This is a genomic window from Emticicia sp. BO119, assembly GCF_013912375.1.
Lineage (GTDB): Bacteria > Bacteroidota > Bacteroidia > Cytophagales > Spirosomataceae > Emticicia.
In genome coordinates this window covers 98,496-119,323 of record NZ_JACETV010000010.1, presented here as the reverse complement: position 1 = coordinate 119,323, position 20,828 = coordinate 98,496, and the positions used below count along the sequence as shown (strand labels likewise).

At 36.9% G+C, this 20,828-nt stretch carries 17 protein-coding genes; 11 read left to right on the top strand and 6 right to left on the bottom strand.

Going from position 1 to position 20,828, the window contains the following annotated elements; genetic code table 11:
- The first annotated feature begins 222 nt into the window (after positions 1-222).
- The 3 genes from topA to H1R81_RS24355 are packed head-to-tail and all read left to right on the top strand — an operon-like array spanning position 223 to position 4,541.
- The gene (gene topA / locus H1R81_RS24365) at positions 223-2,691 is read left to right on the top strand and encodes a type I DNA topoisomerase (RefSeq protein WP_181843366.1); all 2,469 of its coding nucleotides are present in this window, start codon (positions 223-225) and stop codon (positions 2,689-2,691) included.
- Between the two features lie 38 nt (positions 2,692-2,729).
- Positions 2,730-3,425 (top strand): NAD-dependent deacylase, encoded by a 696-nt coding sequence (locus tag H1R81_RS24360; protein WP_181843365.1) that lies wholly within the window; start codon positions 2,730-2,732, stop codon positions 3,423-3,425.
- Positions 3,426-3,446: 21 nt separating this feature from the next.
- Positions 3,447-4,541, top strand: coding sequence for a serine hydrolase (locus tag H1R81_RS24355; protein WP_181843364.1), 1,095 nt, complete (start codon positions 3,447-3,449; stop codon positions 4,539-4,541).
- Positions 4,542-4,611: 70 nt separating this feature from the next.
- On the opposite strand, the gene trxA is transcribed toward H1R81_RS24355, so the two are convergent.
- Together trxA and dnaE are read right to left on the bottom strand one after the other, a co-directional pair.
- The gene (gene trxA / locus H1R81_RS24350) at positions 4,612-4,938 is read right to left on the bottom strand and encodes a thioredoxin (protein WP_116984318.1); all 327 of its coding nucleotides are present in this window, start codon (positions 4,936-4,938) and stop codon (positions 4,612-4,614) included.
- A 102-nt stretch (positions 4,939-5,040) separates the two neighbouring features.
- The gene (gene dnaE, locus H1R81_RS24345) at positions 5,041-8,625 is read right to left on the bottom strand and encodes a DNA polymerase III subunit alpha (RefSeq protein WP_181843363.1); all 3,585 of its coding nucleotides are present in this window, start codon (positions 8,623-8,625) and stop codon (positions 5,041-5,043) included.
- 261 nt (positions 8,626-8,886) lie between these two features.
- On the opposite strand from dnaE, the gene H1R81_RS24340 reads away from it, so the two are divergent.
- From H1R81_RS24340 to rplT, 4 genes are all read left to right on the top strand, one after another.
- On the top strand, positions 8,887-9,909 hold the full coding sequence (locus H1R81_RS24340; protein ID WP_181843362.1) for a bifunctional heptose 7-phosphate kinase/heptose 1-phosphate adenyltransferase: 1,023 nt from the start codon (positions 8,887-8,889) through the stop codon (positions 9,907-9,909).
- Between the two features lie 7 nt (positions 9,910-9,916).
- Positions 9,917-11,194, top strand: a complete 1,278-nt coding sequence (locus H1R81_RS24335; protein WP_181843361.1) for an AGE family epimerase/isomerase — start codon at positions 9,917-9,919, stop codon at positions 11,192-11,194.
- A gap of 69 nt (positions 11,195-11,263) precedes the next feature.
- Positions 11,264-11,458, top strand: a complete 195-nt coding sequence (rpmI, locus tag H1R81_RS24330) for a 50S ribosomal protein L35 (protein ID WP_181843360.1) — start codon at positions 11,264-11,266, stop codon at positions 11,456-11,458.
- Positions 11,459-11,563: 105 nt separating this feature from the next.
- Positions 11,564-11,908, top strand: coding sequence for a 50S ribosomal protein L20 (gene rplT, locus H1R81_RS24325; protein ID WP_181843359.1), 345 nt, complete (start codon positions 11,564-11,566; stop codon positions 11,906-11,908).
- Positions 11,909-11,976: 68 nt separating this feature from the next.
- Here rplT and H1R81_RS24320 read toward each other — a convergent pair whose 3' ends face one another.
- Positions 11,977-12,432 (bottom strand): nuclease A inhibitor family protein, encoded by a 456-nt coding sequence (locus H1R81_RS24320; RefSeq protein ID WP_181843358.1) that lies wholly within the window; start codon positions 12,430-12,432, stop codon positions 11,977-11,979.
- Between the two features lie 117 nt (positions 12,433-12,549).
- On the opposite strand from H1R81_RS24320, the gene H1R81_RS24315 reads away from it, so the two are divergent.
- The 3 genes from H1R81_RS24315 (at position 12,550) to dnaK (ending at position 18,043) form a co-directional block, all read left to right on the top strand.
- Entirely contained in the window at positions 12,550-13,140 is a 591-nt protein-coding gene (locus H1R81_RS24315) for a DUF937 domain-containing protein (RefSeq protein ID WP_181843357.1), read from the top strand.
- A 234-nt stretch (positions 13,141-13,374) separates the two neighbouring features.
- Positions 13,375-15,951 (top strand): NPCBM/NEW2 domain-containing protein, encoded by a 2,577-nt coding sequence (locus H1R81_RS24310; RefSeq protein WP_181843356.1) that lies wholly within the window; start codon positions 13,375-13,377, stop codon positions 15,949-15,951.
- A 199-nt stretch (positions 15,952-16,150) separates the two neighbouring features.
- Positions 16,151-18,043, top strand: coding sequence for a molecular chaperone DnaK (gene dnaK / locus H1R81_RS24305; RefSeq protein ID WP_181843355.1), 1,893 nt, complete (start codon positions 16,151-16,153; stop codon positions 18,041-18,043).
- A gap of 62 nt (positions 18,044-18,105) precedes the next feature.
- Here the strand turns inward: dnaK and H1R81_RS24300 are convergent, their stop codons facing one another.
- Genes H1R81_RS24300 through trpS form a run of 3 tightly spaced genes read right to left on the bottom strand, consistent with a single transcriptional unit; the run spans position 18,106 to position 20,097 of the window.
- The gene (locus tag H1R81_RS24300; RefSeq protein ID WP_181843354.1) at positions 18,106-18,531 is read right to left on the bottom strand and encodes a DUF2147 domain-containing protein; all 426 of its coding nucleotides are present in this window, start codon (positions 18,529-18,531) and stop codon (positions 18,106-18,108) included.
- 26 nt (positions 18,532-18,557) lie between these two features.
- Positions 18,558-19,121, bottom strand: a complete 564-nt coding sequence (locus H1R81_RS24295; RefSeq protein ID WP_181843353.1) for a phosphatase PAP2 family protein — start codon at positions 19,119-19,121, stop codon at positions 18,558-18,560.
- A gap of 1 nt (position 19,122) precedes the next feature.
- Complete coding sequence (gene trpS, locus H1R81_RS24290) at positions 19,123-20,097, bottom strand: tryptophan--tRNA ligase (protein WP_181843352.1); 975 nt, start codon at positions 20,095-20,097, stop codon at positions 19,123-19,125.
- Positions 20,098-20,159: 62 nt separating this feature from the next.
- Between trpS and H1R81_RS24285 the strand changes: the two genes are divergently transcribed.
- Entirely contained in the window at positions 20,160-20,828 is a 669-nt protein-coding gene (locus H1R81_RS24285; RefSeq protein ID WP_181843351.1) for a DUF2461 domain-containing protein, read from the top strand.

Here is a 20,828-nt window from a genome sequence, read left to right as displayed (position 1 = left end):
AATTATAAACAGTAATTTTTCAAATATTGCTAAAATATATGCTTAAACAGTTACAAAAAACTTTTTTATAAGTTGGTCTATATAAAAATAACCTCATTATGCTACTTTTTTGTTCAAATATTGTCTGTTTTATAATTTTTTAATAATTTTTCTAAAACTTTTGTATTCGGTTTTGCATTATTATCTTAATATCGCACAAAAATTAAAACTTAAGGCCAAAGAATGTCGAAGAATTTAGTAATAGTTGAGTCCCCAGCAAAAGCAAAAACCATTGAAGGTTATCTTGGAAAAGATTTTACAGTCAAATCAAGTTTCGGACATGTAAGAGATTTACCGGAAAAGGAGTTAGGAATAGATATAGGTAAAAATTTTGCACCTAAATATGCTATTTCTTCTGACAAGACAAAAGTAATTAATGAGTTGAAGAAATTGGCTAAGGATTCTGAAACAGTCTGGTTAGCAACTGACGACGATCGTGAAGGAGAGGCTATTTCTTGGCACTTAAAAGAATCTTTAGGGCTGAAAGATTCAACACCAAGAATAGTTTTTAGAGAAATCACAAAAAAAGCTATTACTTCGGCTATACAGAATCCACGTACAATTGATATGGATCTGGTAAATGCCCAACAGGCGCGTCGTATTCTTGATCGTCTGGTTGGTTTTGAGTTATCACCAGTATTATGGCAAAAAATCAGAACCGGAGAACGAACCAATCTATCAGCAGGTAGAGTTCAATCTGTGGCAGTAAGACTAATCGTTGAAAGAGAAAGAGAAATTGATAATCATAATTCGAAATCCTCATTTAAGGTAATTGCTCAATTCTTAGTAGAAAAAGGCAAGGTATTGAACGCTGAACTACCTAAAAATTTTGAAACTGAAGCGCAGGCTAAAGCATTTTTAGAAAAATGTATCAATGCAATTTTTACCATTAAAAACTTAGAGGTAAAACCAGCTAAAAAATCACCCGCAGCGCCGTTTACTACGTCCACTTTACAGCAGGAAGCATCAAGAAAACTGGGATTTTCTGTTTTGCAAACCATGACAGTAGCTCAGAAACTCTATGAATCGGGTAAAATATCATACATGAGAACTGACTCGACTAATCTTTCGGGTGAAGCAATTGAAAAAGCAAAGATTCAGATTGAAAATGCTTACGGCGAAAAATATATAAAAGTCAGACAGTACAAAACCAAAAGTGAATCTGCACAGGAAGCTCACGAAGCTATCAGACCAACTGATTTTGGTGTTGAAAAAGTTGAAGGCGATAGAAGCGAACAGCGTTTATATGAATTAATATGGAAACGCTCGATTGCTTCTCAAATGGCAGATGCTGAATTAGAAAGAACGATTGCAACCATTAGTATTTCAACAACTTCTGAGGAGTTGGTAGCTACTGGCGAAGTAATTAAATTTGATGGTTTTTTGAAAGTTTATCTTGAATCGAGCGATGATGAAGATGAAGAAAATAAAGGTATGCTGCCTCCATTAAATATAGGTCAAATACTTAATCTTTCAGAAATGAAAGCAACTGAAAGATTCTCTAAACCTTCGGCGAGATATACTGAGGCAAGTCTGGTAAAAAAGCTTGAAGAAATGGGTATTGGACGTCCGTCAACATATGCGCCTACTATCACCACTATCATTAAACGTAATTATGTAGTTAAAGAAGATAGACCGGGCAAGGAAAGAAACTTCAAAGAGTTTTCTCTTAGAAATAATATAGTTTCAGAAAGAACAGGAACAGAAACCTTTGGCACAGAAAAAGCCAAGTTATTCCCTACCAATATCGGTATAGTGGTAAATGATTTCCTGGTGGATAACTTTGATGATGTAATTGATTATAGCTTTACTGCCAATGTCGAAAAAGATTTTGATAAAGTTGCCGATGGCAAAGTAGAATGGCAAAAAATGATTGCTGACTTTTATAAAGATTTTCACCAGAAAGTAGAACAAGCGGATGGTGTAAAAGCTACCAAAGGTGCGAGAGAGCTTGGGTTTGACCCAAGAACTGGAAAAAAAGTTTCGGTAAAAATCGGCAAGTTTGGTCCTTATGTACAATTAGGTGATATAAATGATGAAGAAAAACCAATATTCGCCAGTCTGTTGAAGGGTCAGTTAGTGGACAATATTAACTTAGAGGACGCATTGGCCCTATTTGATATGCCTAAATTACCAAAAGAAGTAGGTTTTTTTGAAGATAAGCCTCTGGTAGTTGCTATTGGCAAATTCGGGCCTTATATCAAACATGATGATAAATTCTATAATTTAGAAAAAACCGACGATCCTTATCTTGTAAATCAGGAAAGAGCCATACAGATTATTGAAGCCAAACGGAATAGCGGTGATTTATCTCAACCCAAAGATTTAGGTATTTTTGAAGGGTTAGCAGTGAATATTGGTAAAGGCCGATTTGGTTTTTATGTAAAACATGGAGATAAATATTATAATATCGATAAAGGCATTAATGCATCTGCGATAGACTTTGAGAAAGCAGTCGAAATTATTAAAGTTAAGAAAGCAGCAGAGAGTAATAAAATTATCAAAGAATTTGCTGAAGATAAAACAATCCAGGTATTAAACGGGCAATATGGGCCTTACATCAAAGTAGGAAAAAGGAATGTAAAGATACCTAAAGGGACGGATCCTGCCTCGTTGACATTAGAAGACTGTAAGAAGCTGGCGAATGGATAAATTTCAAGATTACAATTAACCTAACTATTCACTTTTTTATGAAAAAACTGGTCGTTTTAACAGGTGCAGGCATTAGCGCTGAAAGTGGCCTTAAAACCTTTAGAGATAGTGATGGTTTATGGGAAAATCATAGAATTGAAGATGTGGCAACACCAGAAGGCTGGGCTAAAAACCCGGCCTTAGTTTTAAAGTTTTACAATGACCGCCGAGTAAAAGCCTATGAAGCCAAACCCAACGCAGGACATATGGTATTGGCCGAATTAGAGAAATATTTTGATGTAAGTATAATTACTCAGAATGTCGATAATCTTCACGAAAAAGCAGGCTCTACAAATGTTCTACATCTACACGGAGAGTTGACTAAAGTAAGAAGTGTCAAAAATCAGCATTTAATTACAGATATTGGTGGCAAGGTCATCGAAATTGGAGATTTGGGTGAAGATGGTTATCAGCTACGCCCACATATTGTGTGGTTCGGTGAAGCTGTACCAATGATTGAGCCCGCCACAGTCATAACAAAGAATGCAGATATTTTTGTAGTCATTGGCACGTCGTTACAAGTGTACCCGGCTGCAGGGCTTATTAATTTTGTCAATAAAACAATACCCAAATTCATTGTTGATCCCACCATTCCAGAAGCTTCGACTCTTTATAAAAATATTACATTTATTACTGAAACAGCCTCTGTTGGTGTACCTCAACTGGCCAGAATTCTTATTCATGATTATCAATAGTCTTGTCTTATATTTAGCTACATGAAAAAAACCATTCTAATTCTACTGATGGCAAATATTTCTCTTGCTCAATCTTTTCAGAAAAAACTGGATTCTTTACTTAAAGAAAATGTAGGTGAAGGTGAAGCCGGGGTGGCAATAATGATAATGAAAAACGGTAAAATACTTTATAATGACGCATTTGGATTGGCTAATATTGATACCCATATACCTCTTACTACTCAAACAAATTTCAGAATGGCATCTGTTTCGAAACAATTTACAGCAGCCTGCATCATTCTGCTTGAAAACAAAAAGAAACTGAGTTATGAGGATAATTTACTGAAATTCTTTCCTGATTTTAATCAGGAGGTTGGTTCAAAGATAAAAGTCAAACATTTATTGACCCATACTTCAGGCATTTTAGATTATGAAGAGTTAATTCCAGATAATCAGACTAAACAAATATCTGATTCCGATGTGTTAAAATTCTTGCAAAATCAGTCCAAAGTTTATTTTAAAGAGGGCAGTAAATTCCGTTACAGCAATTCCGGTTTTTGCTTGCTTGAACAGATCATCGAAAAAGCTTCTGGACAAAATTTTGTAACATTTGTAAAGGCAAATATTTTCGAGCCTTTGGAGATGAATAATAGCACCATTTTTGAAGCAAACAGACCCCTACTCAACAGAGCTATGGGATATGCCCGTAATCGGGAAGGGAAACTTATATTCTCAGACCAGAGTATTACCAGTGCTACTAAAGGTGATGGTTGTGTTTACACATCCATTGAGGATTATGCCAAATGGTATCAGGCGCTATTGGAAAATAAGCTGATTAATATAGTTGAAGAACTGAAGAGAATAAACCATCGGATAGAAGGGATAAAAAATATTAACTATGGCTTAGGTTGGTTTAATGGAGATGGAGATAAGGGCATTGAATTATATCATACGGGAAGTACTTGCGGCTTTAGTAATATAGTGAATATGGTACCTGTTAAGCAGTTCCTATTTGTTTGTTTTTCTAATATTGCAGATAATCATGGAATTGAAAACCCTATCAGAGAATTGTTGAAAGTAGAAAAAATTGATGATACCACAATTGATTTTGGTAAGGCATTGAGCCTGACGAATTGATTCTGAACACGTTAGAACAAAAGAGCCGGATTCTCAAAGAAAATCCGGCTCTTTTTTATTGCATATATGATTAGTTCAACTGTGCTTCTAATTTTGAAGTAAGTATATGTTTCGGAACAGCTCCAACAATTTTATCAACCAGTTGACCATTTTTGAAAATCATCAAAGTTGGGATAGAACGAATACCAAAGTTCATTGGAACATTTGAATTAGCATCAACGTCCATTTTTCCAATGATTGCTTTACCTTCATAATCGCCGGCCATTTCTTCAACTACTGGTCCAATCATTTTACAAGGCCCACACCATTCTGCCCAAAAATCAACTAATACTGGTTTGTCTGAGTTAATCAGTTCTGCGAAATTTGCGTCCGTGATTTCAATTGCTTTATGTGCCATTTTATAATCATTTAGTTCCTTTTACGCGTCATGCGGAAAGGTTTTTTATTTATTATTTTGTTTGTTATAGGTCTAACAAATAGGCATTTAAGAAAAGTTCCATTATCCGAATACAACATTTTCATCGCCTACAATTTGTTTTAATTCTTTCACAAAATCGTTTGTTGAGGCCACTTTTGCCTTTCTTGAAAGCAGTAAAACGTCGAGACGTTCTTCCGCATCATGTACAGATAATTTAAAGTCAAAGGTTCCGGGGTAGCGTGAAGCCATCGCATCAATCTCCTCAATCAGTTGGGCATTAATTTGTTGCAGACCTAAAATTATTTTAATCTCTTTAAACATTTTGTTTCTTAACTCGCTTAATAATTCCATACTGACGGGCTTGAAATCCCACTCACCTTCCCTACCCCATTTATTCTGTAATTTACCTCTGATGAAAAGAAACAACCCCATATTAAGGAATTTAGAGAAATTAACATAGTCTTGCCCAAAAAGCATCATTTCCATACTTGAACCATAATCCTCGATCTTCAGAATACCAAATGGGTTACCATTTTTAGATTGCTTATGTTGCACGTTTGTTACTACTCCCCCAATAGTAATTTCTTTATTCTGGTTGTTTGGGTCAAAAACATGGTCGAGTGCAGTACAACGCCTCATTTCCATTGAAAACTCATCTAACGGGTGGCCTGAAATATAAAATCCAACAACATCTTTTTCTAATCGAAGTTTTTCGATATCGCCCCATTTTTCACAAATATTTACTTTAGGTTTGGCAATATCAAATCCACTACCCCCGATAGATCCAAACAAGGAATTTTGTCCGGCAGAAGCATTTTCATGATGCTTATTAGCATATCTAATTAATTTCTCAATCAAAGTGGTTCCATCCGTATTATCAAAATATTGAGCCCTGTGTAAATCTGTAAAGCAGTCGAATGCCCCTGCATAAGCAAAAGATTCAAGCGTTTTTTTATTGACTGTTCTTAAATTAACTCTGGTGATAAAATCAAAAATATCAATGAACTGTCCCCCCTTAGTTCTTTCTTCAATTATTGCATCAACAGCTGCATCGCCACTTCCCTTGATTCCACCCATACCAAAGCGTATCTCCCCTTTCTTATTCACACTGAATTGCTTTTGAGACTCGTTTACATCTGGCCCTAAAATTGGCAAACCTTTTGCTTTGCATTCTTCCATAAAAAAGGTAATTTTTTCAATATTACCTAATTGAGAAGTCAATACAGCAGCCATGTATTCGGAAGGATAATGGGATTTCAGGTATGCGGTCTGGTAGGCTACAAAAGCATAACAGGTTGAGTGAGATTTATTAAAAGCATAAGAAGCAAATGCTTCCCAGTCGGTCCAGATTTTCTCTAATTTCTTTTCAGGATGCCCTTTGGCTTTTGCACCTTCTAAAAACTGGGGTTTAAGCTTATCGAGTGTTTTCCGGTCTTTTTTACCCATTGCCTTACGCAAAACGTCGGCATCGCCTTTAGAGAACCCGGCCAATTTCTGAGATAAAAGCATAACCTGCTCCTGATACACCGTAATCCCATAGGTTTCACCGAGATATTCCTCCATATCAGGTAAGTCATATGTTACCTCTTCACGACCATGTTTACGGTTAATGAAGTTGGGGATGTAGGCAATCGGCCCGGGGCGATATAGGGCGTTCATCGCGATCAAATCATCTAATCTGTCAGGCTTCAGGTCTTTCATATATTTTTTCATACCATCAGACTCGAATTGGAACACCGCATTGGTTTCTCCTCTCTGGAATAACTCGTATGTTAATTTATCGTCTAACGGAATACTATCAATGTCTATAACTACATCATGATTCTCTTTAATCATACGCAGGCAATCCTTGATGATGGTCAAGTTTCTAAGACCTAAAAAGTCCATTTTAATTACGCCGGCATCTTCAATGATTTTCCCTTCATATTGCGTAACTAATAAATCAGAATCTTTAGAGGTAGAAACGGGAAGGATATTATATAATTCTTCGGGAGCAATAATAATACCTGCCGCATGAATACCTGTATTTCGTATGGTTCCTTCTAACTTCTCGGCTTGTTGCAGAACCTTGGCGGTCAGGTCATTTCCGTTATAATATGCTCTTACTTTCTTTACATTCTCAATTTCATCAGGCTGTAAGCCAATTTCTGATAAACTTTTGGGGCCATCCAATGGATAATGAATCAATTTCTGGAAATCAATACCATATGTAGGTTTATCAGGTATCAGCTTAGCAATATAGTTGGCATCGGCCAAGGGTAATTCCATTACACGTGCCACGTCTTTAATAGAAGATTTAGTAGCCATTGTACCGTAGGTAATGATTTGCGCCACCTGATTCTTAGTATATTTCTGAACCACATAATCAATTACTTTCTGACGCCCCTCATCATCAAAATCTGTATCAATATCGGGCATTGACTTACGGTCTGGATTCAGGAATCTCTCAAAGAGCAGATTATATTTAATCGGGTCGATATTTGTGATACCAATACAATAAGCAACAGCACTGCCAGCGGCACTGCCACGACCAGGCCCAATCATTACGCCTAAATCACGACCCGCCTTGATGAAGTCTGAAACGATTAGAAAATACCCTGCAAAACCCATTGATTTAATTGTAAATAACTCAAAATCAAGGCGTTCCTGTACTTCAGAACCAATCTCACCATAACGTTGCTTTGCTCCTTCATAAGTCAAATGCTTGAGATACTCCCATTGATTCATCACATCATCTTCATGTACCTTAAACTCCTTTGGAATCGGAAAGTTTGGTAGCATAATGTCTCGCTTCAACTTCAGTGTCTCAACCTTATCTACAATTTCATTTGTATTATCAATTGATTCAGGGATATCGCTGAATAGGGTGGACATCTCCTGTGTAGTCTTAAAATAAAACTGGTCGTTAAAAAAAGCAAAGCGGGTATCTCTTGAAGTTGCCTCATCATCGTTAAATTCTTTGGCAGACGGCGTTGATAATTTTTCATTGGTATTTACGCACAGTAAAATATCATGAGCCACCCAGTCTTGCTGATCAACATAATGGCTATCATTTGAAGCAATTACCTTTACTCCATATTTTTTGGCAAACTTTAATAATACCTCGTTTACTTTAATCTGCTCCGGAATTTCGTGTCGTTGAATTTCAACATAATAATCTTCCCCGAATCTGTCAAGCCACCAACGGAACTCTTTCTCTCCTTCTTCTTCTCCTTTTCTAAGTATTGTTTTTGGCACTGTAGCCCCAATACAACAAGTAGTGGCAATTAAACCTTCTTTATATTGCTCTATTAAGGATTTTGTAATTCGAGGAAATTTCCCATACAGGCCTTCAATAAAACCTAATGAGCAAAGTTTTGTAAGATTTTTATAACCAGTTGCGTTTTTTGCCAATAAAAGCTGATGAAAACGCTGGTCTTTCTGTTCTTTAGTAAACTGTTTGCGGGTATGGTCTTCAACCACATAAAATTCACAACCAACGATAGGTTTTACATTAAACTTTCCTGCTGTAGCTACAAAATCAAAAACCCCGAACATATTTCCGTGGTCGGTAATTGCCATTGCAGGCATGCCATCTGCTTCAGCTTTTGCAAATAATTTTTTTATATCGGAAGCACCATCGAGGAGCGAAAATTGGGTGTGATTATGTAAATGGGAGAACTTCATATATTAAGTTTGCTTATATTACTATAACACTAATTTACGGAAAAAATCTGTTTCAGACACGGATTATTTTTCAACAAAAAACTAAAACTCTGAATATCAGTAGTCGTTTTTGATTTTTTTCAAGTTTTATAAAAAGACTAATTTTCAGATTAATAAGTTTTTGAGGTTTTTAATCTCTATTTACCATTTTTTTAGCAACTTTACCCCCTTTCTGTTTTGCACTATAAAAATAAATCTTAGTAAGAAATTAATATTAGACGAATGCCTATTATCAAAAGTGAAATTGAAGCAATTTTTAAAAGAATTAGTAGCCTAAGAGTAGGAGTAATTGGTGATTTTGCAGTTGATTTTTATTATGATATAAATTATAACACCAATGAATATTCAGTTGAAACAAATAAAGAAGTATTCTGGGCAAGTAAACCTCACTCGTCTTTAGGTGCAGCCGGAAATGTAGTGAATAATTTAAGTACTTTAGGGATCAAAAATATTCAGGTTTTCGGCTGTATCGGTAATGACATTTACGGCCGTGAAATGCAAAACCTTTTTCATGATATTAAGGTAGATACTAAATTTCTGAAAGTATTGTCTTCTGATTGGGACACCTGCACTTATACTAAACCAATGGCCAAAGATGGTGAATCGAACAGACTTGATTTTGGTACAAATAATCGATTAGCTGATGAATTATTTAACGAATTGTTAGGTACTCTGGCCACTTCTCTTCACAATTTAGATGTTCTGGTTATCAATCAACAGTTTCCTAATCCTTTACTAAACCCAAAAAGAATTGAACAACTCAATTTATTGATTGCGCAATTTTCAGCATGCCTTTTCGTCTCTGATTTACGTACTTATGGCTCCTACATTAAAAATACCATTTTAAAAGTCAATACTGAAGAAATGGCAAGGTTACTGAATGTAAAAGAAATTGATGAAGCTGACCATGAGGCTTGTGTAGTTCATGGCAAAACACTTCAAACTCAAATCGGAGATTGTCTGATTGTAACACGAGGAGAACATGGCATTTTATACTTAGATAAAGAGGAGACACAGAATGTGAGGGCAGTCTCTATCAAGAATGAGATAGATACCGTTGGTGCGGGTGATACAGTTGTTGCAGCTTTTTCAGCCAGTAGAGGAGCTGGGGCATCCATTCAGGAATCTTTAGAAATCGCCAATCTGGCTGCTGCTGTAACGGTACAGAAATTACAGCAGACAGGCACTGCCACATTAGAAGAAATCATAACAGTTTATCAGGCAAATTCAATTCAAAATATATAACATACCTATGTACTCAAAAGAAACCGCAATTAAACTTCGAGATGAAATCGTAAATTACCTGAATACGAGCCTTCTTCCTTTCTGGATAACTCGTACTGTTGATAAACAATATGGGGGGTTTATTACTCATTTTGACCAATTCGGGAACGATTCAGGAGAAGATGAAAAGTCGCTCATTGCTCAATCACGTTCAGTATTTACTTATTCTTCTGCTCATCGAGCAGGATATGGAAACGGGCAATTAGCCGAAATGGCAAGGCAAGGTGTTGATTTCTTAATAGAAAAAATGTGGGATAAAGAATATGGCGGTTTCTACTGGATGGTAAACCGAAAAGGTGAGGTTACTATTGATGAAAAAATTGTATATGGCCATAGTTTTGCGATTTATAGCCTAAGTGAATATACCCTTGCAACTGGTGACCCAAGAGGGCAAGAATATGCAGAAAAAGTTTTTGACTTATTACAAAAACATGCAGTGGACACTTATTATGGAGGCTATTGGGAAATGTTTCTACGAAACTGGGATTTGAAAGGCCCCGGTGCGGCCGGAGGGGACAGAAAAACACTTGATGCCCATATGCACCTGATGGAAGCCTTTACGACACTTTATGAATGTACCGGCAAGCAAGTGCATCGGCGTAAATTATTAGAAATAATTGAACTACTTACACACAAAATTATGCACCCAGAGTACGGCACAGGAATACCTCAATTCTGGTCCGACTGGACTGTTGCCCCTCAGATTAAGTTTGATATTGTCTGGGGTTGGGATAGATTTACTGAGGACGGCCAAAAAGCAGCGGCAGAAGACAATACCAGTTATGGCCATAATTCAGAATTTGCCTGGTTACTCATGCATGCTCTGGATATACTTGGATTACCATATGATGATCATCGTGAACAAATTATTAAATCATTCAGCCATTCGGTTAATTACGGCGTAGATTGGGAATTTGGAGGTGTATATGTAGAAGGCTCTCACGCGGGTGAAGTATATGACCGTGAGAAAGAATTCTGGCAGCAGGCAGAGATGCTGATTGGTATGTTAGATGCGTTCAGATACCTGAAGGATGAAAATTACTGGAATGCCTATATAAATGTCCACCGTTTTGTATTTGATAAAATGATTAACCGTGCTGTGGGTGAGTGGTGGCCTTTAATGACACGTCAGGGCAAGCCGATCTGGAAGCATATGAGCCACTCATGGAAGATAAATTACCATGATGTTCGTTCAATGGTGCAATCTGTAGTACGTTTAAACAAACTTTTAGACTCAAATTTGTAATTAAATCAAATATTTTGTATTTTTGCACCCCAATTTACTTTTTTGTTCAATACTTAAAGTTTCAGTACAATGCCAAAACAAAAAACCAATTCTGGAGCAAAAAAACGCTTCAAAATTACGGGTACTGGTAAAATTAAGCGCAAACACGCTTTCCATAGCCATATCCTTACAAAAAAATCAAACAAGCGTAAAAGAAATCTTGTTTCTGCAACGCTTGTAAGTCCGGCTGATGCTAATCGCATTGAGTCATTACTAAGTATGTAATTGTAGTCTTAAGGCTCTTACATTGGTTCAATTGTTTCACCCGATGAATGGCACCGAAGAGTTCAGATTAACTGAAACGCCAAAGTCAAAAAAACTAAAATTAAAATGCCGAGAAGTGTCAATCACGTTGCCTCAAGAGCAAGACGTAAAAAAGTTTTAAAATTAGCCAAGGGCTATTACGGACGTCGTAAGAACGTCTGGACGGTTGCTAAAAACGCCGTAGAAAAAGGTTTAGCTTATGCTTATGAAGGACGTAAGCAAAAGAAAAGAAGTTACCGCCGTTTGTGGATTGTTCGTATAAACGCAGGGGTTCGTCCATTAGGATTATCTTACTCTGTTTTAATTGACAAATTAAACAAGGCTGGCATTGAATTGAATAGAAAAGTATTGGCCGACTTAGCAATGAACCACCCTGAAGCGTTCAGAGCCGTAGTTGAGAAAGTAAAATAAGGAGCAGATAGTTTATTTTCTGTGATAAGAGGTATCAATTTATATTGGTACCTCTTCTTTATTTACAATTAGCTTTCAATAATTATTGTTTTAAGTCCTTTCCATTTCCCTTCATAATCTTTGCCTATCAAATAGGCTTCAATCTCTACTCTTCCGGCTCTCAGATATTCCAATTCGGTCAGGTTTTCTTGCATAATACTTTTAATTCTTGAAAATTTCTCAGCCCTTTCTTTTTCAAAATCAGTCCACCAGTCTTGCTCATCAAGTACAACTGTAAAGAATTTTTCCCAGGGCATTGTTTCTACCCTGTCTGCAGGCGTAAGCCCGATATATTTTCTGAATAAAATTGTATTGAATGGTGCAGGATGGTCAGCTTGCCAATCAATTACTTTTAATTTTTCGTCTGACTCACTTGGATAGAACACATCAACAACACTTTCTTTTAGCAATTCAACAACTGATTTTTGTACCACGCTTGTTTCCTTAGAAGATTCTGATTCAATACTATTTTTTTCTGATTCCATTTTGTTACTTTACAAAAAATTAATAGTCTAAACATCGCATATTTAAACCGGATTCTGGTTTAAATGTAAGAAAAAAATAATAAATTTACCCTTTAACAACCATAAAAATTCAAGAAAATGTTAGAAGTTTTGCAAGGTCTTATTCAGCAATATGGCCAAGGTGCCGTAGTTAACAATCCAGCCGTACCAAATCAACATAATGAGGGTGTTATGAATGAAGTAATGGAAGGCCTCATGGGTGGTTTATCAAACCAGGCACACAGCCAGGGCGGTCTTGGAAGTTTATTGGGCCTACTTGGCGGTGGGGCTGGCTCAGGACAAAGTATGATGTCAAATCCAATAGTAGGTAGTATTGCACAAAGTGTAATCCGTAATCTGATGGAAAAATTCGGCTTGTCTAACTCTGCAGCAGCAAACGTAGTAGCAAGCATGTTACCGTCAGTATTAGGAAGCCTCATTAACAAAGTCAATGATCCTGATGATGACTCTATCAATACGGGGGGTATTATGGATGTATTGTCAGGAGGTAAAACTTCAGGAATTGATTTTGGAAGTATTCTTAGTCAAGGAGCGGGTGCATTGGCTGATGGCAAATTAGACATGAATGATTTAATTAACATTGCAGGAGGAGCAATGGGAGGCGGAAGGCAGCAAAATAATGGAGGCGGTCTTGGCGGCCTTTTAGGTGGGTTATTTGGCGGTAAATAATTTTTAACTGAATATTATGTTGACCAAACCATAAAAACAGAACCATAAAATCAATTATGGGTGTTTTTTTATGGTTTGGTTTTTGTTTTTTAATATTTTTGTATTGGTATTGTGCCCCCGGAAAGTATAAAGCATAACTGCTCGAGCATTTATTAAAAATAGTTCTTTTATCTAAGATCAGGATAATGGTAAAGCATTTTAAATCTGTGCTTTGGTAGTATATAAAAAAAAATTATGACTATTAAATCTCCATACTACTTATCTATTCTTTTGCTGACAATAGTAGTACAAGTAAATGCTCAGATAAGCATTACATTTCCGATGGAAAAAGCTGTATTCCAGCGAAATCAGAATAATCTGGCGAGCCTCTCAATCGCTGGTAGTTTCCCACCTAATATAACAATAAACAGAGTAGAGGCAAGACTTGTTAATCCATTAAATGAGAATCAGGTTATTGGTTGGGCAACCATACATAGTAACCCGACAGGAGGTGTATTTAACGGAACTCTTACCAGTGTGCCTGGAGGTTGGTACAGATTAGAGCTAAGAAGTTTTGCAAATAACAATGAAATAAATGGAACTGCCACTCTCAATCATGTTGGTGTAGGGGAAGTTTTTTTAATTGCCGGACAATCAAATGCTCAAGGCATTGGAGGAATTGCCACCGGAGCAAGTGATGAGCGTGTTGTGACTCATAACGAAGTATCATGGTACAATGAAGTTGATGAAAAATGTGATAATAAATTCCCCAGCTACCCTGCGCTTACGCAACTTTCAGATGGCTATATCTCAAAGACTGGTCTTAGCACCTGGGCCTATGGCAAGTTAGGCGATCTGCTTACGAGCAGGCTTGGGGTTCCAATTGCGTTTTTTAATGCTGCTGCTACTTCTACTTCAAGCATTAACTGGAAAGAAAGCTCTGACGGACAGGCAACTGTAAACCACTATAATGGCAGCCAGACTACTTTTTGTAATCAATTAGGCGTTCCGTATTCTGGTCTGAAAAGAGTAATGAATTATTATGCATCGATTTTCGGAGTAAGAGCAATTTTATGGCATCAAGGAGAAACAGATAATTTTGTTAATACTATTACAGGTGCTGAATATCAGAATAATATTTCTTATGTGATTAATAAGAGCCGAAACGATTTTGGCAGTACTATTTCCTGGGTTATCTCTAAAGCCACTTTATTTAACTATAATGATACACAAGCAGATATCAGAGTAGCTCAACAAAATTTAGGGAGTAATAATGGAAATAAACTCTTCTCAGGCCCGGACACAGATGTTTTAGGAGCTTCATTCAGACAAGATGATGTACATTTCAATCAGGCTGGTATTATAGAATTGGCAAATTTATGGGACGCCGCTCTCAACTCGACCTTCTTTAATGAAGCAACTCCGATTCCGGCAAAAATACTTCCTGCAGTGGGAGTCAGTCAGGTTAATTCAGAGTTTCAGTTAACTGCCCCAGGTGGATACGTCTCCTATAAATGGGTCAGATTAGATATCGGAAACTCAGACTATGAAGATACGGCAGAGTCCACTTCTCAGATGATTAGCAGAACAAACGGAACTTATCGTTGTTACCTGACTGATAATCTGGGAAATATTACCTTTACTCAGTCTGTTATCTGTGGGTGTTCAGGTGCTTTAAATTGTAGTGATGTTACCTACCTTTCCAATATGGTTGCATGTACCGCAATCAGTGGGCTTGATGCCGTAAAGTATGACCAAAGCCATGACGGGCATCCTATAAAATTAAAAGGTATTACTTATCCTAAGGGGATTGGTTGCCATGCCAACTCTGAAATTACTTACAAACTAAATGGTAATTTTGGCCGCTTCATTACTCATATCGGAATTGACGACGAAATCGCACCTCCACCAACGCGTGGTTCGGTTTATTTCAGAGTGTATGCCGACAATGCCTTACGTTATGAAAGCCCACTTTTAAGCAATACCAGTGCCACGATTAAGCTCAATATTGATGTCCAGGGTGTTCAGGAATTAAAATTAATTACGAATCAAGGACCAGATAATTTCAATTTTGATCATACAGATTGGGCAGGAGCAAGATTACATTGTGTTGATGGCCAGGCACCATCGATTCCTCAAAATTTAAGTGTAAGCCAGGTAGGTCAGAATTGCGCAACTGTTATCTGGAATGCCTCTACAGACAATATGGAGGTGGAGAAATATGAAATTTACCTTGATGGTATTTTAGTTGGGTCGGTTGATGCCCCTATTACCAGCTATAATATTCAAGGATTAGACCCATCACATTACTATACAGTAAAAGTAAAGGCGAAAGATTTTTCGGAAAATATATCAGATTTTAGTAATATCGCAGAAATCGTTACCTCAACAGTTTTTCTGGTTGCTGCAAGTCCTCAAACTATTAATGTTGGTCAATCTGCCATATTAGACACATACGGTTGCACAGGCGGGGCAGTTATCTGGAGCCCGGGAATTTCAGCTCAAACCCAATCGGTAAGTGTCAGTCCTACTGTTACAACCGAATACAGTGCCTCGTGTAAAATCGGCAATTGTATCAGTAATCCTGTTAAGATAACGGTTAAGGTAATTCCTGACTGTGCAAATTCTTATAATTTATCCAGCCCGGCTGACGATTTTTATGGTTCAAATGTAAATTTAATTTATAGGGCTTCTACTACTGTTAAAGCTCAGAATCTGATTCTCCCTGACTCTAAAATTGTATATCAGGCAGGCCAATCCATTACCTTGCAACCTGGTTTTCAGGCCGAACTCGGTACTGTTTTCCGCGCTCAGGTTGCCGGATGCAATTAATTAAAGTCTTATTGACAGAATTAATATTTATTTCTGAACACAATATTGTCTGCTAAGCCAAAAACGCATAATTGCTCATTTATTTGTTTATTACTCTCTGCCAATCTGTCAGTTTTTTCTGCCAAAAAAATGCTTGGCACGTCCATTGATGATAGAGAGATAAAATATTTCTGAATAAATTTACTGATAAATAAATAATATGGGAAAAATTATTGGAATCGACTTAGGGACAACAAACTCTTGCGTTGCTGTAATGGAAGGTAACGAACCAGTTGTTATTGCCAACAGCGAAGGTGCCCGCACAACTCCTTCAATCGTAGCTTTTTTAGAAAATGGTGAGAAAAAAGTAGGTGCTCCTGCTAAGCGTCAAGCAATCACTAATCCTAAAAATACTATACAATCTATTAAGCGCTTCATGGGAAAACGTTTCAATGAAGTAAGTGCAGAAATGAAAACAATCTCTTATGATGTTGAGCAAGGCCCAAATAATACGCCTCGTGTTCGCATAGGAGACCGCCAATATACTCCGCAGGAAATTTCAGCTTTCATTCTTCAAAAAATGAAACAAACGGCTGAAGATTATTTAGGTACAACTGTTACTGAAGCCGTTATTACAGTTCCTGCCTATTTTAATGATGCTGAACGTCAAGCTACTAAAGAAGCCGGTCTCATTGCAGGCTTAGATGTAAAACGTATCATTAACGAGCCTACTGCCGCTGCATTAGCCTATGGCCTTGACAAACAAGGAAAAGATATTACAGTTGCCGTATTTGACTTAGGTGGTGGCACATTTGATATTTCAGTTCTTGAATTAGGTGATGGTGTATTTGAAGTAAAAGCTACCGATGGTGATACACACTTAGGTGGTGATGATTTCGACCAGGTGATTATCGAATGGTTAGCAGATGAATTCAAGAAAGATGAAGGTATTGACTTACGTCAGGATGCTATGGCATTACAACGTTTGAAAGAGGCTGCAGAAAGAGCTAAAATTGAATTATCAAGCTCTGCTCAAACTGAAATTAACCTCCCTTATATCTTCCCTGTGAATGGTATTCCCAAACACCTGGTAAGAAGCCTAAGCCGAGCAAAATTCGAACAATTAGCTGATAAATTAATTCAGAGAGCAATGGAGCCGTGTCGCAGAGCTATGAAAAATTCTGGCATGAGCAATAGTGATATTGATGAGGTAATCCTGGTAGGTGGTTCGACTCGTATTCCTCGTGTACAAGAAGAAGTTGAGAAGTTTTTCGGTAAAAAACCTTCTAAAAACGTAAATCCTGATGAAGCAGTGGCTATTGGTGCAGCGATTCAGGGTGGTGTATTGACAGGGGAAGTAAAGGATATTCTTTTATTGGACGTTATTCCTCTCTCATTAGGTATTGAAACAATGGGTGGTGTATTTACCAAAATGATTGAATCTAATACGACCATTCCAACTAAAAAGAATGAAGTATTCTCAACAGCTGCCGATAATCAACCTTCTGTAGAGTTACATATTTTACAAGGAGAGAGACCTATGGCTACTCAGAACCGTACGCTTGGGAGATTCCATCTGGATGGTATTCCACCAGCACCACGCGGAGTACCTCAGATTGAAGTAACGTTTGATGTTGATGCTAACGGTATTCTGAACGTAACTGCTAAAGATAAAGGGACAGGGAAAGAACAAAAAATCCGTATTGAGGCTTCTTCTGGCTTATCTGATACTGAAATCCAAAAAATGCGTGATGAAGCAAAAGCCAACGAAGAAGCAGATAAAGCTGAGAGAGAAAAAGTTGAAAAAGTGAATGCTGCTGATACCATGATTTTCAGTACTGAAAAACAATTGAAAGAATATGGTGATAAATTGTCAGCAGGCAATAAATCAGCTATCGAAAATGCCTTGGCAGAATTAAGAGCTGCTCACGGGACAAGAGATGTAGCCGCTATTGATGCTTCAATGGAAAAAATAAATAACGCCTGGCAGGCAGCTTCTCAGGAAATTTACGCAGCAGGTGCAACACCAACTGGCGAACCAGCTAACAATGATTCAACAAGTGGCGGTAAAGATGAAGAAGTAACCGATGTAAATTACGAAGAAGTAAAATAAGTTCACCATGGCCTATGTATAAAAAAATCCCTTAGCATTAAGGGATTTTTTTATATCAAGTATTAGTCAGCTTTTGTAAAATGTTCTGTCCGCCCGATAATTGATAGTCCTATAAAACCTCTTACGTCTAAAGTTTTAGGGCTTGTAAGTGTCATTTTACATGAATATGTTTTACCATTTTTAGGGTCATATACCTCTCCATCAACCCATGAATCTTTACCAGCCTGTTTGAAATTTTTAAGATTTATTAAGCCAATCAGAGGTATGTTTCTTAGTTTTTCGTCAGGATTTTGTTTGTCGGTTCTTGGCTTGCCACCATCATTAGGTTCTTTTAACCAAACAATTTTACCAAAATATTTATCTCCTTGTTTAAAAAACTGAATTTTACCGCTTTTCTCCTGATTAAACCAGGTTCCTTGGGTAATGTCCTGAGCAAATGTAATTGTGGAAAGTAAAAATAAAATACCAAAAAAAGATAGTTTTTTCATGTGTTAAAGTGAGAAATCCCTCAGTTTTAAGTTAGTAATTTTTGATTGAATTTTATAATAATAAAATAGGTACTCATTGTAATTACCATACCAACAATAGCACCAACAATGAGATCAGTAGGATAGTGTACTCCTACATATATACGACTGTAAGAGACTAAAATTGCCCACAAAAAAAGAAAAAATTTCAACCGGATATTCTGTGTATTGAACAGTGAAAATGCCAATGCCAAAGCGAAACTATTAGCAGCATGGCTGGAGGCAAATCCGTACTGCCCGCCACAACCCCCAACTACGTGAACAAGATTTTCAATAGCTGGATCGTGGCAGGGTCTGAAACGTTGAAAATAGGGCTTCATAAGACCTGAGGTGATACGATCTGATAAACCAACAGAAATCAGAATAAAAAGTAGCTTATACCAGGCATTTTTCCTGATAATACCAAAAATATAATAAATTAAAAAAATGTATAAAGGTATCCAAGTAAACCGATGAGTTACCCAATACATGATTGTATCAAAGAACGATGAATGAAAGCTATTCAGCCACAGAAACCATTCATATTCCGCATATCTGATAGTTTCAATCATATTAATTAAATCCTAATACATTCCTGACCTCAGAAATTGTTTTTTTGGCTATTTCTCCGGCTTTTTCCTCGCCTTCTTTTAGTTTTTTCTCAAGAGCCTCATTATTTTCTATATAATAGTTATAAAGTTCTCTTTCCTTTTCAAACCTTTTCAAAATAGCTTCATAAAGAGCCTGTTTTGCATGACCATAACCAAACCCACCTTTCAGATAATTATGACGCATGGTTTCGATTTCTGTTTCGTTAGCAATTAAAGAAAACAGCTTAAATGTAACATCAGTATCAGGATTCTTTGGTGCTTCTAAAGGTGTGCTGTCTGAGATAATTGATTTTACGGTCTTTTGTAATTGTTTTTCCGGTAAAAAGATATCAATATAATTATTATATGATTTGCTCATTTTTGAGCCGTCGGTACCAGGTATAACCATTACATTTTCATCTATCAGCGGTTCTGGCAACTTAAATACTTCTCCGTATGTTCTGTTGAAAGCCGCTGCAATATCTTTCGACATCTCGAGATGTTGTTTCTGATCTTTCCCGACCGGGACAAAATCAGCATGATACAATATTATATCTGCTGTCTGCAAAACAGGATAGGTGAAAAGTCCGGCATTTACATCAGAAAGTCGATCCGATTTATCTTTAAAAGAATGCGCATTCGCAAGCATAGGATAAGGTGTCTGACATGAAAGATACCATAAAAGCTCCGTATGATATGCAGCCAGTCTTGACTGGCGATAGAAGAAATTTTTATCAGCATCAAAACCACAAGCCAGCCATGCAGAAGCTACAGCACGTGTATTTTCGGCCAATGTCTGAGCATTCTTAACCGCTGTAAGTGAGTGCAGGTCTGCAATAAATAAAAAAGATTCGGTTTCTGGTTTTTGAGAAAGTTTAATTGCAGGTAAAATAGCACCTAAAATATTACCTAAGTGCGGACGGCCCGTTGCTTGAATACCTGTCAGGATTCTTGTCATAAAATTTTAGTAAATGTTTCGATATTATGATGTAATTTGAAGCAAAAATAGACAAATTAATAATGCCGACTCAAGATACACTTCAATTTTTAAAAAATCTGGAAGAAAACAATAGCAGGGAATGGTTTCAAGCCCACCGAAAAGAATATGAAATAGAGAAAGCTGAATTTGAGAAATTCTGTCAGCAGATTTTGGGAGGTTTGGCTCAGATACAGGAAGATTTATTAAATACAAAAGTTAAAGATTGCATTTTTAGAATTAACCGTGATATCCGGTTTTCTAAAGATAAATCGCCTTATAAAAAATATTTTTCTGCAGCCTTTGGACCTGGAGGCAGGTCATCAGGAAGAATAGATTTTTATCTTCAGATACAACCAGATAATCAGTCAATTCTGGGCGGTGGAATGTGGGAACCCTCCCCTGCTCAGTTAGCTACTTTCAGACAGGAAATTGATTATAATCCTGAGCACCTGAAAAGTATTATCGATGATCAGAAATTCAGAAGTTATTTTGACAATATATCTGGAGAAAAAGTTAAAAATATGCCTAAGGGCTACTCTGCCGACCACCCAAATATTGAACTTTTGAAATATAAACAGCTATTCTTTTATCATAAATATTCAGATAAAGACGTTATTGAAAAGGATTTTGCGTTTGAGGTAATTAAAGGATGTGCTATATTAAAGCCCTATCTTGATTACCAGAACGACCTCTTTTATGATAATGCATAA